The 15,664-nt window shown below is 74.3% G+C and carries 15 protein-coding genes; 9 read left to right on the plus strand and 6 right to left on the minus strand.

Annotated elements, in window-relative coordinates:
* Positions 1 to 39: 39 nt before the first annotated feature.
* Positions 40 to 435, plus strand: coding sequence for a VOC family protein (locus AD017_RS19320; protein ID WP_060575028.1), 396 nt, complete (start codon positions 40 to 42; stop codon positions 433 to 435).
* A gap of 24 nt (positions 436 to 459) precedes the next feature.
* On the opposite strand, the gene AD017_RS19325 is transcribed toward AD017_RS19320, so the two are convergent.
* The 3 genes from AD017_RS19325 to AD017_RS19335 all read right to left on the minus strand — a co-directional run bounded on the left by AD017_RS19325 (position 460) and on the right by AD017_RS19335 (position 2,986).
* Entirely contained in the window at positions 460 to 2,061 is a 1,602-nt protein-coding gene (locus AD017_RS19325; RefSeq protein WP_060575029.1) for a peptide chain release factor 3, read from the minus strand.
* A gap of 25 nt (positions 2,062 to 2,086) precedes the next feature.
* Positions 2,087 to 2,467, minus strand: coding sequence for a VOC family protein (locus tag AD017_RS19330; protein WP_060576484.1), 381 nt, complete (start codon positions 2,465 to 2,467; stop codon positions 2,087 to 2,089).
* A 129-nt stretch (positions 2,468 to 2,596) separates the two neighbouring features.
* Entirely contained in the window at positions 2,597 to 2,986 is a 390-nt protein-coding gene (locus tag AD017_RS19335; RefSeq protein ID WP_010242047.1) for an ankyrin repeat domain-containing protein, read from the minus strand.
* 77 nt (positions 2,987 to 3,063) lie between these two features.
* Here AD017_RS19335 and ligA point away from each other — a divergent pair, with 77 nt between their 5' ends.
* Together ligA and AD017_RS19345 are read left to right on the plus strand one after the other, a co-directional pair.
* A complete protein-coding gene (gene ligA, locus AD017_RS19340) occupies positions 3,064 to 5,457 on the plus strand; it encodes an NAD-dependent DNA ligase LigA (protein ID WP_227012783.1) in 2,394 nt (797 codons plus the stop codon).
* Between the two features lie 270 nt (positions 5,458 to 5,727).
* A complete protein-coding gene (locus AD017_RS19345) occupies positions 5,728 to 6,447 on the plus strand; it encodes a 3-keto-5-aminohexanoate cleavage protein (protein WP_029239444.1) in 720 nt (239 codons plus the stop codon).
* Between the two features lie 23 nt (positions 6,448 to 6,470).
* Here the strand turns inward: AD017_RS19345 and AD017_RS19350 are convergent, their stop codons facing one another.
* Positions 6,471 to 7,127, minus strand: coding sequence for an amino acid-binding protein (locus tag AD017_RS19350; protein ID WP_010228371.1), 657 nt, complete (start codon positions 7,125 to 7,127; stop codon positions 6,471 to 6,473).
* Positions 7,128 to 7,498: 371 nt separating this feature from the next.
* Here AD017_RS19350 and gatC point away from each other — a divergent pair, with 371 nt between their 5' ends.
* Genes gatC through gatB form a run of 3 tightly spaced genes read left to right on the plus strand, consistent with a single transcriptional unit; the run spans position 7,499 to position 10,820 of the window.
* Entirely contained in the window at positions 7,499 to 7,822 is a 324-nt protein-coding gene (gene gatC / locus AD017_RS19355) for an Asp-tRNA(Asn)/Glu-tRNA(Gln) amidotransferase subunit GatC (protein ID WP_010228370.1), read from the plus strand.
* Complete coding sequence (gene gatA / locus AD017_RS19360; RefSeq protein ID WP_010228368.1) at positions 7,819 to 9,318, plus strand: Asp-tRNA(Asn)/Glu-tRNA(Gln) amidotransferase subunit GatA; 1,500 nt, start codon at positions 7,819 to 7,821, stop codon at positions 9,316 to 9,318. The genes gatC and gatA overlap by 4 nt, the downstream gene beginning before the upstream one ends.
* Positions 9,315 to 10,820: an Asp-tRNA(Asn)/Glu-tRNA(Gln) amidotransferase subunit GatB gene (gene gatB / locus AD017_RS19365; RefSeq protein WP_060575030.1), complete on the plus strand. Its 1,506-nt coding sequence runs from the start codon at positions 9,315 to 9,317 to the stop codon at positions 10,818 to 10,820. Before gatA ends, gatB begins: the two co-directional genes overlap by 4 nt.
* A 41-nt stretch (positions 10,821 to 10,861) precedes the next feature.
* Here gatB and AD017_RS19370 read toward each other — a convergent pair whose 3' ends face one another.
* On the minus strand, positions 10,862 to 11,839 hold the full coding sequence (locus AD017_RS19370; RefSeq protein ID WP_227012784.1) for a hypothetical protein: 978 nt from the start codon (positions 11,837 to 11,839) through the stop codon (positions 10,862 to 10,864).
* 151 nt (positions 11,840 to 11,990) lie between these two features.
* Positions 11,991 to 13,097, minus strand: a complete 1,107-nt coding sequence (locus tag AD017_RS19375) for a sorbosone dehydrogenase family protein (protein ID WP_227012785.1) — start codon at positions 13,095 to 13,097, stop codon at positions 11,991 to 11,993.
* Between the two features lie 53 nt (positions 13,098 to 13,150).
* Here AD017_RS19375 and AD017_RS19380 point away from each other — a divergent pair, with 53 nt between their 5' ends.
* From AD017_RS19380 to AD017_RS19390, 3 genes are read left to right on the plus strand one after another with little or no spacing between them, the layout of a single operon-like run.
* Complete coding sequence (locus AD017_RS19380; RefSeq protein ID WP_010229809.1) at positions 13,151 to 14,074, plus strand: 2-hydroxyacid dehydrogenase; 924 nt, start codon at positions 13,151 to 13,153, stop codon at positions 14,072 to 14,074.
* Positions 14,075 to 14,131: 57 nt separating this feature from the next.
* A complete protein-coding gene (locus tag AD017_RS19385; RefSeq protein WP_010229810.1) occupies positions 14,132 to 14,737 on the plus strand; it encodes a DoxX family protein in 606 nt (201 codons plus the stop codon).
* Positions 14,734 to 15,663: an aminoglycoside phosphotransferase family protein gene (locus AD017_RS19390; protein ID WP_060575031.1), complete on the plus strand. Its 930-nt coding sequence runs from the start codon at positions 14,734 to 14,736 to the stop codon at positions 15,661 to 15,663. Before AD017_RS19385 ends, AD017_RS19390 begins: the two co-directional genes overlap by 4 nt.
* Position 15,664: the final 1 nt, after the last annotated feature.

Consider the following 15,664-nt stretch of genomic DNA (forward strand, 5'->3'; position numbering starts at 1 on the left):
CGGGCACGTCCTGACACACGACCGACCCGGGAGGCCGCCGTGCCCGAGTTCCCCGCCATCCACCATCTCGCCCTGTCGGTGACCGACCTGCGGGTCAGCGAGCCGTGGTACGTGAAGCTGATCGGCGCCGAGCCGGCCATGACACTGTCCGACGGGCCGTTCCACCGGCGGGTGTTCGCGCTGCCGTCCGGGCAGCTGCTCGGCCTGACCCGGCACGACGACGTCGACGGCGGGGACTCGTTCTCGCCGTCTCGTCCGGGGATGGACCACGTCGGCTTCGGCGTCGGCGACCGGTCCGAGCTGGAGCAGTGGCGGGACCACCTCGACGCCGCCGGCATCGCCCACGACGGGATCACCGAGGCGGACTACGGGCTGGGGCTGTCGTTCAAGGACCCGGACGGCAACGCGCTGGAGTTCTTCGTCCTCGCGGCGTGAGCGCAGGGTGCCGGCGGGACCGGCTCAGGAGATCGACGATCCCGCCGGCATCGCCTCGAACCGCAGGTCCGGGAACTTCTTCTGGATGATGTCCATCCGCCACTTGTTGCTGAACAGCGCCAGGTACTCGCCGTCGGAGTCGCGGCGCAGCACCTCGCACTCGGACTGCGACGACAGCGCGTCGACCGCGGCCTGCTCGGTGAGCCGCGCGATCTGGTACGGCAGCCGGTCCAGCAGCACCGGCGCGTTGAACTCGGTCTCCAGCCGGCCGGTGACGACGTCGAACTGCAGCGGTCCGACCGCCGCGAGCACCGGCGCCTGGTCGCCGCGCAGGTCCGAGCGCAGGATCTGGATGACGGCCTCGTTGCCGAGCTGCTCGATGCCCCTGCGGAACTGCTTGTACTTGCCGGCGTCCTTGGCACGGATCACCGCGAAGTGCTCCGGCGCGAACGCGGGGATCGACGGGAACTCCACCGGCCCTGACGCGTAGAGCGTGTCGCCGGGGCGCAGTGCGGTCGCGTTGACCAGGCCGACGATGTCACCCGGGAACGCCTCCTCGACCGTCCTGCGCTCGGAACCGAACACCGACTGCGCGTACTTGGTGGCGAACGGCTTGCCGGTCGTCGCGTGGGTGAGCACCATGCCGCGCTCGAACCGGCCCGAGCAGATCCGCAGGAACGCCATCCGGTCCCGGTGCGCCTTGTCCATCCCGGCCTGCACCTTGAACACCAGCCCGGAGGTCGGGGCGCTCAGCGGCCGGTCCTCGCCGTCGACGTCCGGCCGGGCCGCCGGTGCCGGCGCGAGATCGACGAGCGAGTCGAGCAGCCGGGCCACCCCGATGTTCGACAGTGCCGACCCGAACAGCACCGGCGTCGCCGCCCCGGAGAGGAAGTCCTTCTCGTCCCAGGTCGCGCCGATCTCGTCGAGCAGCCCCAGCTCGTCCTGCGCGGCCTGCCAGTACTCCGGCTCCTGCGCGGCGATCGTGTCCGTGTCGACGGCCGTCGCGGTCGCCTTGGTCGCCCCGCCGGCCGCACGGGTGAAGGCCGTGTAGGCGCCCGTGTCGCGCTCGATCAGCCCCTTGAACTGGCCCGCGATCCCGAGCGGCCAGGTCAGCGGCATCGGGCGCAGTCCGATGGTCTGCTCGACCTCGTCGAGCAGTTCCAGGGCCTCCCGGCCGGGCCGGTCCCACTTGTTGACGAAGGTGACGATCGGGACGCCGCGGGACCGGCAGACGTCGAACAGCTTGAGGGTCTGCGGTTCGAGGCCCTTGGCCGCGTCGAGCAGCATCACCGCGGCGTCGACGGCGGCGAGCACCCGGTAGGTGTCCTCGGAGAAGTCGCCGTGGCCGGGGGTGTCGAGCAGGTTGATCACGCAGTCGCGGTAGGCGAACTGCAGCACCGCCGACGACACCGAGATGCCGCGGGCCCGCTCCATCTCCATCCAGTCCGACGTCACGCCCTTGCGGCCGGACTTGCCGTGCACCGCGCCCGCCGAGTCGATGACCTCGGCGTGCAGGGCGAGGGCCTCGGTGAGGGTGGACTTGCCGGCGTCGGGGTGGGAGATGACGGCGAAGGTGCGCCGGCGCGCGGTCTCGCCGATGACGTGGGCGTCCTGCGGGTCGGTCACCGTTCCAGGATAGGTGCGTGCCGCATCAGCCCGACGACGGCGCCCGGCTGAGGTCCACGACGCAGAACACGTTGCCCTCCGGATCGGCGATGACGACGAAGTCGGGCTCCGCCGGGTAGCCGTCCCACGCCGGCAGTGTCGCGCCCAGCTCCACCAGTCGCCGGACCTCGTCGTCCTGCTCGGTGGTGGTGTCGACCAGCAGGTCGAGGTGCAGGCGGGGTCGCGGTTCCGGTGGCGAGTCGCTGCGCATGAGACCGAGCACCCGGTCGCCGTCCGGGGTGGTGAGGGTGCGCCAGCGGTCGCTCGACCACTCGTCCGCGACGGTGAGGTGGAGCGCGGCCGACCAGAACGCGGCGGCGCGGTCGAGGTCGGCGACGCCGACGACGGGGAACCCGAGTCTCAGCACGGGCACAGTGTGGGGCCGCCCCCCGACGGTTCGACGGCCCGGCCGCACGAGTGCGACCGGGCCGTCCGTCCCGAACTGACGCGCCGCTCCCACCACGAAGCGACACCGCGGACATTAGGTAAGCCTGACCTAAGTGTCAAGCCTCGCTCCCAGCAGCTCCCGCATCTCGGGGAGATCGAAGTGCTCCACGGTCTCCCAGGCGGACGGACTGCCGTGGTGCGGGTCGGCGCCGGCGTCGAGCAGCGCCGTCACCGACGGGGCCGAGCGGGCGAAGAGCGCCGCGGCGATCGCGGTCTGCCCGCGGTCGTTGGTGCGGCCGGGATCGGCACCCCGGCCCAGGAGATCGGCGACGATCGCGTCGTGGCCGTAGTAGGACGCCAGGATCAGCAGCGTGTCGCCCTTCGGGTCGGTGATCTCCACCGGCACGCCGGCGTCGAGATAGGCCGCGAGCCGGTCGCCCGCGCCCTCCCGGGCCAGGTCGAACATCCGGTGTGCGAGCTCCACGGCGGCCTCGTCCATGGGGCCACCGTAGGTTCGCACGGTCGGGCGCGCGCGAGCACGCACGACTGTCGTACCCCGCGGCTAACCTGCTCAGCGTGAGTTCCCAGACCGACGAGCAGGCCCGCGAGCGGCACGCGCAGCTGGCCGCCGAGGTGGCCGACCACCAGTTCCGGTACTACGTGCTGGACGCGCCCGTCGTGTCCGACGGCCAGTTCGACGAGCTCTGGCACGAGCTGCTCGGGCTGGAGGACGCCCATCCCGGGCTGGCGACGCCGCAGTCGCCGACCCAGAAGGTCGGCGGCACCTTCTCCACCGAGTTCACCGCGCACGACCACCTCGAGCGGATGCTCTCGCTCGACAACGCCTTCTCCGCCGACGACCTGCGGACCTGGCAGGAACGGGTCACCCGCGAGGTCGGCGAGAACCTGCACTACCTCTGCGAGCTCAAGATCGACGGGCTGGCGGTGAACCTGCTCTACGAGGGCGGGACGCTCACCCGCGCGCTGACCCGGGGCGACGGGCGCACCGGCGAGGACATCACGCTGAACATGCGCACCCTCGGAGAGGTGCCGGTCACGCTCACCGGGACCGACGAGTTCCCGGTGCCGGCCCTGGTCGAGGTCCGGGGCGAGGTCTACTTCCGGCTGGAGGACTTCGACCGGCTCAACGCCTCCCTGGTCGAGGCGGGCAAGGAGCCGTTCGCGAACCCCCGCAACACCGCGGCCGGGTCGCTGCGCCAGAAGGACCCGCGGGTCACCGCGTCGAGGAACCTGCGGCTGATCTGCCACGGGATCGGCCGGCGGGACGGGTTCACCCCGGTCACCCAGTCCCAGGCCTACGACGCGCTGGTCGCCTGGGGCCTGCCGATCTCGCCGCGCACGCGGGTGCTGCGGGGGATCGAGAAGGTGGTGGAGTTCGTCGAGCACTGGGGCGAGCACCGGCACGACGTCGAGCACGAGATCGACGGCGTCGTGGTCAAGGTCGACGAGGTCGCGCTGCAGCGCAGGCTCGGCGCGACGTCGCGGTTCCCGCGCTGGGCGATCGCCTACAAGTACCCGCCGGAGCAGGCGACCACGAGGCTCCTCGACATCCGGGTCAACGTCGGGCGGACCGGGCGGGTCACCCCGTTCGCGGTGATGGAGCCGGTCAAGGTCGCCGGGTCGACGGTCGAGATGGCGACCCTGCACAACGCCGACGAGGTGCGCCGCAAGGGCGTGCTGATCGGCGACCGGGTGGTCATCCGCAAGGCGGGGGACGTGATCCCGGAGGTGCTCGGGCCGGTCACCGACGTCCGCGACGGTTCCGAGCGGGCGTTCGTGATGCCGACGCACTGCCCCGAGTGCGGCACCGCCCTGGTGCAGCAGAAGGCGGGCGACGTCGACCGTCGCTGCCCGAACGCCCGGTCCTGCCCGGCGCAGCTGCGCGAGCGGCTGTTCCACGTGGCGGGGCGGGGCTCGTTCGACATCGAGGGGCTCGGCTACGAGGCCGCCGTCGCGCTGCTCACCTCCGGGGTGCTGACCGACGAGGGCGACGTCTTCTCCCTCACCGAGGACGAGCTGCTGCGGACCGACCTGTTCCGGAACCAGAAGGGCGAGCTGACGGTCAACGGCCGCAAGCTGCTCACCAACCTGGAGGCCGCGAAGGACCGTCCGCTGTGGCGGGTGCTGGTCGGGCTCTCGATCCGGCACGTCGGCCCGACCGCCGCCCAGGCGCTCGCTCGCGAGTTCGGCTCCATGGAGGCGCTCGAGCAGGCCGCGGCCCGGGCGAAGGAGGACACCGAGGCGGCCGGCGTCGAGATCGTCTCGGACGGCTCCGCGGGCGAGGAAGCACCGGCCGTCCCGGTCACCGGCGACGCCGCCGTGGACGAGGCCCCCACCGGCGACGCCCCAGCGGACGAGGTCCCCGCCGGCGACGCCCCCGCGGACGAGGCCCCCGCTGCGGCCGGTGGCGACGGGCCGTCCGCCGCGGGCGCCGCGGCCGAGGCGGAGGGCGACGCCGAGGCCGCCGTCGCCGACGCGGAGAAGCAGGAGCGGGCCGCCGTGCGCGCCCGCGCGAAGGCCGTCGCCGAGGCACTGGCCCCGATCGCCGGGGTGGACGGCGTCGGCCCGACCATCGCCGCCGCCGTGCGGGACTGGTTCTCCGTCGACTGGCACCGCGAGGTCGTGGAGAAGTGGCGGGCGTCCGGTGTGCGGATGGAGGACGAGGTCGACGACTCCGTCCCGCGGTTCCTGGAGGGCCTGTCGATCGTGATCACCGGGTCGATGGACACGTGGTCCCGCGACGAGGCCAAGGAGGCGATCATGGCCCGCGGCGGGCGCGCCGCCGGGTCGGTGTCGAAGAAGACCGCGTTCCTCGTCGCCGGGGAGGCCCCGGGGTCGAAGTTCGACAAGGCGACGGAGCTGGGCGTCCCGGTGCTCGACGAGGCAGGCTTCCGGATCCTGCTCGACCGCGGCCCGGACGCGGCGCGGGAACACGCCTCCGCCGGGTGACCCGGGGCGCCGCCCGGCAGCCCGGTGCCGAGTGACCGGCACGTTGGGCGGATCGCGACCGGGCGACCGCGGCCGTCGTCGCGCCGGTCGCGGCGCGACCCGCGTGACCGGCCGCTCACCGGGCGTGTTCCCGTCCGGCGCGGCCGGCGTGCCGGACGGCGACCGGCCCTCCGGCCGGGCGCGTCCGACCGCCCCCGTCCGGCCCGCAGCACCTACTCTCGGAGCAGGCCGGGTGTCCGGCCGGGTGGCGAACGGAAGGCGGAATCTCCGGTGTTGCAGGCGGCTCTCAACGGGTCACGACCGGCGGACGCACATCCCGCCCTCCCGGTGCTGCCGCGCCACCTGGCCCGCGACGCCCGTGCGGTGGCCCGGCTCGGTGTCACCTCGGTGCACGTCCACCCGCGCGACGACTCCGGCTCCGAGACGAACGACCCCTCCGTCGTCGGCGACGTCGTCGCATTGATCCGGCAGGAGGCGCCGGGCATCGAGATCGGCGTGCCCACCGGCCGCTGGATCCAGCCCGACCCGAACGACCGCGTCGAGACCGTCCTGACCTGGGGCCGGCTGGGTTCCGGCAAGCCCGACGTGTGCGGAGTCAACGTGCACGAGCTCGGCTGGACCGACGTCTGCCGGGCCGCCTGGTCGGTCGGCATCGCCGTCGAGCTGGGTGTCTGGACCAGCGGCGACGCGGTGACCCTGCGCCAGAACGGCCTCCCGCCCGGGACCCGGCGGGTGATCGCGGAGTCGACCGTCATCGACCCGGAGACCGCCGTCGCCGAGGGCATCCGGATCCTGCGTGCGCTCGGCCAGCCCCCGGTCCCCGTGCTGCTGCACGGCGAGGAGGAGGGCGCCTGGCCGGTCCTGGAGTACGCGACCCGGGTCAACATCGACACCCGGATCGGTTTCGAGGACGTCCTGGTCCGGCCGGACGGCTGGCTGGCCACCGGCAACGACGACCTCGTCCGCACCGCCCTGTCGATCCGGGTCTGAGCCCCGGGCCCGGCGGGCGGGTCTCAGGCCTTGAGGACCGTCGCCACGATCCCGGCCAGGTGCGCCAGCCGCGCCAGCTCCGACGGCCGGAACACCGGCCCGCCCGGGCGCCCGACCACCAGCGTCTTCGGAGGCACCCCGGTGCCGAACGGTGCCGCGGCCAGCTCGGTGTCCATCGCCCGCCACGGCTCGGGCACCCAGTGGCCGTCGTCGAGCGCGATCGCCCGGTCCAGCGGCAGCCACGGCAGGTCCCCGGTGCGGGTCTCGGGGGCGGCCGAGCTCTCCGCGATGCGGTAGGAGCGGCCGTGCTCGCTCACCGCGACCAGCGCCCACCCGGCCCGGAACAGCCGCGGGACCTCCGCGGCGAGCAGGTCGAGCCCGTGCCCCGGGTCCCCGGCGATCTCGTCGAGCAGCTCCAGCTCGCGGTGTGTGTCCAGCTGCCCGGTGTGCGGGCGGACCGACTCCACCGTCACCCCCGGCACGGACTCGGCCGCGGTGATCAGCACGTCCGGCGGGCGGTGGGTCGACAGCTCGACCGCGATGTCGTCGATCGCCTGCCCGTCGCCACGCTCGACGACGTCGACGCTCAGGATGTCCGCACCCGCACCGCCGAGCGCGGACGCCACGGCTCCGAGGTTGCCGGGCTTGTCCGGGAGGATGACCCGGAGCAGGAACGACACGGACGGATCCTCTCCCTCGGCGCGGACGCCCTCGTGGGCATGCCGGTGACCCCCGCGCGGGCGGCACGGGGCCGTCCGGCACGGGAACCGTGATCCTGCCACCCGGGCCCGCCGGAGGTCATCTCCTCCCCGCCGGTGCGCGGGCGCGGGCGCGGCCACCGGGGGGCGCCCGGGCGGGGGACCGGCGGGAATAGACTGGATGCACACCGGCGCACACGTCCCCGCCGGGGCGTGTCGGGCGGTGTCCCGGGTAGGCCGCAGCACCCGTCGTCGTCGTACCGCCGTCGCGGTGCGGTGGCCGCGAGCGCGCGGGACGCACCGCGACGGGACCGCCCAGCGCAGCCGCGAGCAAAACCATCCCGAGGAGGGGCATGACCGCCGATTCCCCCGCAGCGGGCGGGGCCATCACGCGGGACGAGGTCGCACACCTCGCCCGGCTGGCCCGCCTGGCCGTCACCGAGGAGGAGCTGGACGTCTTCGCGGGCCAGCTCGACGTGATCATCGGGTCGGTGGCCCGGGTCGGGGAGGTCGCCGCCGACGACATCCCGCCGACCTCGCACGCCGTCCCGCTGGAGAACGTGTTCCGGCCCGACGAGCGCCGTCCGAGCCTGGAGCAGTCCCAGGCGCTGGCCGGTGCGCCGGCCGCCGAGCAGGGCCGTTTCCGGGTGCCGCGGATCCTGGGGGAGGAGCAGTGAGCGATCTCGTCCGCATGACGGCCGCCGAGCTCGCGGGGAAGATCCACTCCCGCGAGGTCTCCGCGGTCGAGGCCGCACAGGCCCACCTCGACCGGATCGCCGCCGTCGACGACGGGGTGCACGCGTTCCTGCACGTCGGTGCCGAGTCCGCGCTGGCCTCCGCCGGCCGGGTCGACGCCGCGCTGGCCGACGGGGCCGTCCCGGTGTCGCCGCTGGCCGGCGTGCCGCTGGCGCTCAAGGACGTCTTCACCACCTCGGACATGCCGACGACGTGCGGCTCGAAGATCCTCGAGGGCTGGCAGCCGCCGTACGACGCGACGGTCACCGAGCGGCTGCGCGCCGCCGGGATCACGATCCTGGGCAAGACGAACATGGACGAGTTCGCGATGGGCTCCTCCACCGAGCACTCCGCGTACGGCGTCACCCGCAACCCGTGGGACACCTCGCGGGTCCCGGGCGGGTCCGGCGGCGGGTCCGCGGCCGCGCTGGCCGCGTACGAGGCACCGCTGGCGATCGGCACCGACACCGGCGGCTCGATCCGCCAGCCGGCCGCCTTCACCGGCACCGTCGGCGTCAAGCCCACCTACGGCCAGGTCTCGCGCTACGGCCTGGTGGCCTGCGCGTCGTCGCTGGACCAGGGCGGGCCGTGCGCCCGCACGGTGCTCGACGCGGCGCTGCTGCACGAGGTGATCGGCGGGCACGACCCGCGCGACTCGACGTCGATCGACCGGCCGGTGCCCGACGTCGTCGCGGCCGCCCGCCAGGGCGCGACCGGCGACCTGTCCGGGCTGAAGGTCGGCGTCGTCCGCGAGCTGGGCGGTGAGGGCTACCAGCCCGGCGTCCGGGCCGCGTACGACGCGTCGCTGCGCAGGCTCGAGAAGCTCGGAGCCGAGCTGGTCGAGGTGTCCTGCCCGCACTTCGAGTACGGGATGGCCGCCTACTACCTGATCCTGCCGAGCGAGGTGTCGTCGAACCTGGCCCGGTTCGACGCGATGCGCTACGGCCTGCGTGCGGCCGAGGGCCGCAGCGCCGAGGAGGTCATGGCGAACACCCGCGAGCAGGGCTTCGGCCCCGAGGTCAAGCGCCGGATCATGCTCGGTACCTACGCGCTGTCGTCGGGCTACTACGACGCCTACTACGGCCAGGCGCAGAAGGTCCGCACGCTGATCAGCCGGGACTTCGCGGCCGCGTTCGAGCAGGCCGACGTGCTGGTCTCGCCGACCACACCGACCGTGCCGTTCCCGATCGGGGACAAGGTCGACGACCCGCTGGCCATGTACCTCAACGACCTGGCCACGATCCCGACGAACCTGGCAGGCGTGGCCGGGATGTCGGTGCCGTCCGGGCTGTCCGAGGGTCTCCCGACCGGGCTCCAGGTCATGGCGCCCGCGCTCGGCGAGGCCGTGATGTACCGCGTCGGGGCCGCCTTCGAGGCCGCCCGCGACGCCGACGACGGCGGTCCCCTGATCGCGCGCGTTCCGGAGGTGTCCCCGTGACCACGACCGAACCCGAGCTGGTGGAGTACGACGACGTCGTCGCGCGCTTCGACCCGGTGCTGGGCATCGAGGTGCACGTGGAGCTGTCCACGAACACCAAGATGTTCTGCGGCTGCCCGACGGAGTTCGGTGCCGAGCCGAACACCCAGGTCTGCCCGGTCTGCCTGGGCCTGCCCGGCGCGCTGCCGGTCGTCAACCGGGCCGCGGTGGAGTCGGCGATCCGGATCGGCCTGGCGCTGAACTGCTCGATCGCCCCCTGGGGCCGGTTCGCCCGGAAGAACTACTTCTACCCGGACATGCCGAAGAACTTCCAGACCAGCCAGTACGACGAGCCGATCGCCGTCGACGGGTTCCTGGACCTGACCCTCGACGACGGCGAGGTCGTCCGGATCGGCATCGAGCGCGCGCACATGGAGGAGGACACCGGCAAGTCGCTGCACGTGGGCGGCTCGGACGGCCGGATCCACGGCGCCGACCACTCGCTGCTCGACTACAACCGGGCCGGCGTCCCGCTGATCGAGATCGTCACGAAGATGGTCCCGGACACCGGCGCCCGCGCCCCGGAGGTCGCCCGCGCGTACGTCACCGCGCTGCGTGACCTGGTCAAGTCCCTCGGCGTCTCGGACGTCCGGATGGACCAGGGCTCGATGCGCGCCGACGTGAACCTGTCGCTGTCGCCGAAGGGTGGCGCGCTGGGGACCCGCACCGAGACGAAGAACGTGAACTCGCTGCGGTCGGTCGAGCGCGCGGTCCGGCACGAGATGAGCCGGCAGGCCGGGGTGCTCGACGCGGGTGGCGAGATCGTCCAGGAGACCCGGCACTTCGACGAGGCCACCGGGCACACCCGCGCCGGGCGGCGCAAGGAGACCTCGGAGGACTACCGGTACTTCCCGGAGCCCGACCTGGTCCCGATCGCGCCGTCCGCCGAGTGGGTCGAGGAGCTCCGCGGCACCCTGCCGGAGCTGCCGTGGGAGCGGCGCCGCCGGATCCAGGACGAGTGGGGCGTCTCCGACGAGGAGATCCGCGACCTGGTCAACGCCGGTGCGCTGGACCTGGTCGAGGCGACCGTCGCCGCGGGGGCCTCGTCGCAGGAGGCCCGCTCCTGGTGGGTCGCCTACCTCGCCCAGCAGGCCAACACCCGCTCGGTGGAGCTCGCCGACCTCGCGATCACCCCCGAGCAGGTCGCCCGGGTGATCGAGCTCGTCGCGACGGGGGAGCTGACGAACAAGCTCGCCCGCCAGGTCGTCGACGGCGTGCTCGACGGCGAGGGCTCCCCGGACGAGGTCGTGGCCGCCCGTGGCCTGAAGGTCGTCTCCGACGAGGGCGAGCTGATCGCCGCCGTCGACGCGGCCCTGGCGGAGCAGCCCGACGTCGTGGAGAAGATCCGCGGCGGGAAGGTGCAGGCGGCCGGCGCGATCGTCGGTGCGGTCATGAAGGCGACCAAGGGCCAGGCCGACGCCAAGCGCGTCCGCGAGCTGGTCGTGGAGCGGGTGGGCACGTAGTGCTCGTGAGTGGTTATCGCGGTCAGGACCGCGATAACCACTCACGAGCCACAGACCGCGCAGCCGGTCTGTGGCCCCTGCCGCCCGTCCCACCCCAACCGCCGAAGCACCAGCCCGACCTCCCGCGCGACCCCGCACGGGTCGCCGTCCACCTCCCGCCATCCGAACACCAGGCGGGAGCGGCCGAGGAGCTCGGCGGCGTTGTCCCGGTGCCGGTCGCGGAAGGCGACGCCGCCACGCAGATGGGTCCGGCCGTCGAGGCGGACGGTCAGGGTGTAGCCCGCCTCGTCGTAGGTGACGTCCTCCCAGAGGGTCTGGCCGTCCACCGACAGCGGTGTCTGCCGACGGCCGGCCGGGAGGCCGTGTGCCTGTTCCACCCGGACCAGGTACGCCTCCTCGAGTGCCGAGTGCACGCCGTGGCGCACCATCGACACCGCGCCGAGCAGGGCCCGCCGGTACCGGCGTGGCGGTCGCTCGGTGAGCCGCAGCTCGACCTCGAGCGGCCGGACCCTCCCACCGGTGAGGAGCCCGACCAGCGTGGTCCGGGCGGTGATCGCGTCGTCGCACTCGACGGCGAGATCGATGGCGGTGTCGGCCATCGAGGTCCGTGGCGGGACCGTACGCGTCACGATGTGCCGGTGGGCCCGGGAACGGTGGACCACGATCCGGCCGTGCTGGCTGATCGCGGACGACCGGTAGGGCACGGTCAGGTGCACGGGTGGCGGCCCGACGGGAACGAGACCCCACTCCTCGGCCGCCGTGCGATGGCTGAGCGCCGCCGCCGGTCCGCCGTACAGCAGCGCTCCCGCGATCATCGACGGGCGTGGCGGCGGCCCGGTGAAGGTCGCGTAGACGGACCGGACGAACCCGGACCAGCGCCCGCCGTCGACCTGGGCGAGGATCTCGGCGTCCCCGACCCCGAACGTCCTCAGCTGCGCGATGCTCACCATGCCGGCCTGCTGGTCCAGCAGGTCGAACCACTCGTTCATCCGCCGGTCCTGGACGATCGGCGCCGGCACGTGTCGCCTCGTTCTCCGCATGGGACGACCTTCGCGCCGCGGAGGGCCACCGCACGGGGCGTTCGCGGGGCTGTGGACAACCTCGCCACTTGTGGGCGCTCCGCGCTCGTGAGTGGTTACCGTGGCCAGGACCCTCTTAACCACTCACGGGTCAGATGGCGCTCTCGCCGCCGCCCGTCGGCGGCTGGATGCGCACCACCCGGTCGTCGGTGGCGCCCGGTGCGGCCCCGTCGCGGTTCACCGTGCCCAGCCACAGCAGCCCGTCCGGGGCGACCGTGACGGGACCGATCGAGCCGTAGGTGTCCTGCAGCACCGGCTTCGGGTCGCCGGTGAAGGCCCCGTCCCGGCCCGGGGTCAGGACGTACAACGCCTTCCCGCCGCGCTGGGCGACGGCCAGGGTCCCGGGCAGCACGGTGCACCCGGCGACCCCCGGCCGGTCCGGCCACGTCCACGCGGGTGCTCCCAGCTGCCCGGGCGCGACCCTGTACAGGACGTCGCGCCCGGGAGCCCGGTCGGTCACCCAGGTCGTCCGGGCGGCCGGGTCGACGCACACGCCGCCCGGGTCCGCGAGTCCCCGGGCCAGCACCGGCGACGCCGGGTCCGGGTTCCCGGAGGCCGGCCGGCCCAGCGTGTCGATCCGCAGCACCGCCCCGGCCAGCGGGCCCCCACCGGCGCCGGTCGCGACCAGCAGCGAGGATCCGTCGGGGTCGGCGGCCAGCGCGCCACCCGGCGGCAGCCCGCCCAGCACCGGCTTCGGCGACTCGCCGGGCGCGATGCGCAGCACCTCGCCGCCGGCCAGCGCGTACAGCAGCCGGTCCTCGGCGTAGCCGGGGGACAGCACCAGACCGGTGACGCCGGTCGCCGGGTCCACCGGGACGGTCGCGACCGTGACGGGGTCCTCGCCCCGCTTCACCTGCAGGACCCGTCCGGTGCGCCGCTCCGCGACGAGTGCCTGGTCGCCGGGCGGCAGCACCGCGATCGCGCCCACCGGCCCGAGGCAGGCCGCGACGACCTGCGGGTCGGGGTCCTCGCACGGGCCGGGCTGCGCCTGCTGCCCGCCCGGCTGCTGCTCGGGTGCCGGGGGCGGGGGCGCGGGTTCCTCGGTCGGCGCGAGGGCGGGCGGCCCGCCGAGCTCGCCCTCGCCCTCGGCCTTCGGCCGCCAGTCCCGCGCGCCCTGGTCGGGGAACGTCGCGCACCCGGACACGAGCACGAGCGACGCGAGCAGTGCCGCGACGAGCAGCGGGAGACGGCCGGTCACGACGGCCACGCTAGGGGGCACGAGGTGAGCGCCGGGTGAGTACCGTTCCGATCATGACGCAGCACCCCGTGACCGTCCTCGTGTCCGACGACGAGGGCATCGAGATCCTGTCCGAGGTGGAGGGCCTGGAGCCGGTCCGCTACGACCCGGCCGCGCCGCTTCCCGCCGAGGCCGCGTCGGCCCGGGCGCTCGTCCCGCCGTTCCTGTCCGGCACGGACGCGGTCGCGATCACCGAGAAGCTGCCACGGCTCGAGATCGTCCAGCTGCTGACCGCCGGTGCCGAGGCCTGGATCGGCAGGCTGCCCGAGGGGGTCGCCCTGTCCGACGGCCGCGGCGCGCACGGCGGGGCCACCGCCGAGTGGGTGGTGTCGGTGCTGCTGGCGGTCTACCGGCACCTCGACCGGTTCGTCCGTGCCCAGGACCGCGGGGTGTGGGACTACCACCGGACCGACGAGCTGGCGGGCAAGCGGATCCTCGTCGTCGGCGCGGGTGACGTCGGCGAGCGGACGAAGGCCCGGCTGGAGCCGTTCGACGTCGAGATCACCATGGTCGGCCGCACCGCCCGCGACGGCGTGCACGGCTGGGACGAGCTGCCCCGGCTGCTGCCCGAGCACGACGCGACGGTGCTGATCGTCCCGCTCACCGACGAGACCCGCGGCATGGTCGACGCCGAGTTCCTGGCCGCCATGCCCGACGGTGCGCTGCTCGTCAACGGGGCCCGTGGACCGGTGTGCGACACCGACGCGCTGCTCGCCGAGCTGCGGTCCGGGCGGTTGCGCGCGGCCGTCGACGTCACCGACCCGGAGCCGCTGCCCGAGGGCCACCCGCTGTTCTCGGCCCCCGGGCTGCTGCTCACCCCGCACGTCGGGGGCAGCGTCCCGCTGGCGATGCAGCGGGCCTACCGGGTCGCGGCCGAGCAGCTCGCCGCGTTCGTCCGCGGCGAGGAGCCCCCGAACCTCGTCACCGGGGCCTACTAGGGGACTCGCCGGGGGAAACCCGCAGGTGAGCGAGGGCAGCGCCGGTAGGCTTCCGGCATGAGCGGGCCCACGCAGCAGTACGACTGGGGCAGCATCTCCGGCGACGAACCGCCCGAGCGGACGCGTCCGGAGCGGATGCCTGTGCCCGCGCACGTCTCGTCGGACATCGGGCTGCTGATCCTGCGGGTCGTCGTCGGCGGGATCTTCGCCGCGCACGGCGCGCAGAAGGTGTTCGGCGTGCTCGGCGGGCTCGGGCCCACCGGCACCGACGCCGCGCTCGCCGAGCTCGGGTTCGTCGCGTTCTCCTCGCCGCTGGCCTGGGTGCTCGGGGTCGGGCAGCTCGTGCTCGGCGTGCTGCTGGTGATCGGGCTGCTGACCCCGTTCGCGGCGGCGGGGCTGCTCGCCATGAAGGCGGTCGCGGTCGTGCTGGCGATCGGTCCCGCCGGGCCGACGGTGCCGCTGTTCGCCGCGGACGGCCCGAACTCGCTCGAGGTGCACCTGCTGCTCGGCGGCGGTGCCGCGGCGCTGCTGTTCTGCGGGGCGGGCCGCATCGCGCTCGACGCCGGCCGGACCTACCAGCGCAGGCCGCTGCCGTGGTCGGTGCTGTCGCTCGTCGTCGGCGCCGGCGTGGCCCTGCTCGTGCTGTTCGTGCTCCGCCGGTGACGGCCCCTCCCGACGACGTCTGGCTGCGCCCGCTCGCGAAGCGGCTGCGCCGCGAGCCGCGGATCACCGCCCGGGAGCCGCTGGCCGGTGGGTACGGCTCCGCGGCCGTCGAGCGTGTGGATCTCGACGACGGCTCGTCGGTCGTCCTCAAGGCGGCCGGCCCGGACGAGGTGGCCGCCCTGCGCGCGGCCGCGGTCGTGAACGGCCCGGTGCGGGTGCCGCGGATGCTCGCCCACGGCGACGGCTGGCTGGTCCTCGCGCACGAGCCCGGTGCTCCGCTCCCGGCCGGGACCCCGGTCCCCGACGACGCCTGGCGCTCGCTCGCGCTGGTGCACGCGCACTGGCGGCGGAACCGCCCGCGCGGTGTGCCGGTGGTCGACCGGACGTGGTGGGGACGGCTGTGCGGGCTCGCCTCGGTGGGGCTGCAGGCGGCCGCGGCCCGCGCCGGGACGGACGGTGCCGCCTACGCCGAGGCCGACGCCGCCGTGCGCTCGTGGGCGGCCGACGACCGGGTCGCCACCGCGCTCGCCGCGCTGCCCCGCACGCTGTGCCACGGCGACGCGCACCGCGGGAACATCCACATCGGACCCGACGGGCCGGTGCTGCTGGACTGGGGGAACGCCCGCGTCGCACCCGGGTCACTGGACGTCGTGGTCCTGGCCGCGCCCCCTCCGGACGGCCCGGCGGACGCGCCGGGCGCACCCGTCCCGGCGTCGTACCGGGAGACCCTGCACGACGCGCTCGGGGCGGCGGACCCGCCGGCGATGATCGCCGTCGAGGAGGCGTGGGCACGGGTGCAGGCGCACGTCCAGTACCTGCCGTTCGCCGCCGACCACCAGGGCCCGGACCGGGTCGCGTCGATGGCCCGCGTCGCGGGAGCCGCGCTGGACGAGCTCGGCGACCTGCTCGCCGCCGCCCGCCGCTGAG

The organism is Pseudonocardia sp. EC080619-01 (assembly GCF_001420995.1).
GTDB lineage: Bacteria > Actinomycetota > Actinomycetes > Mycobacteriales > Pseudonocardiaceae > Pseudonocardia.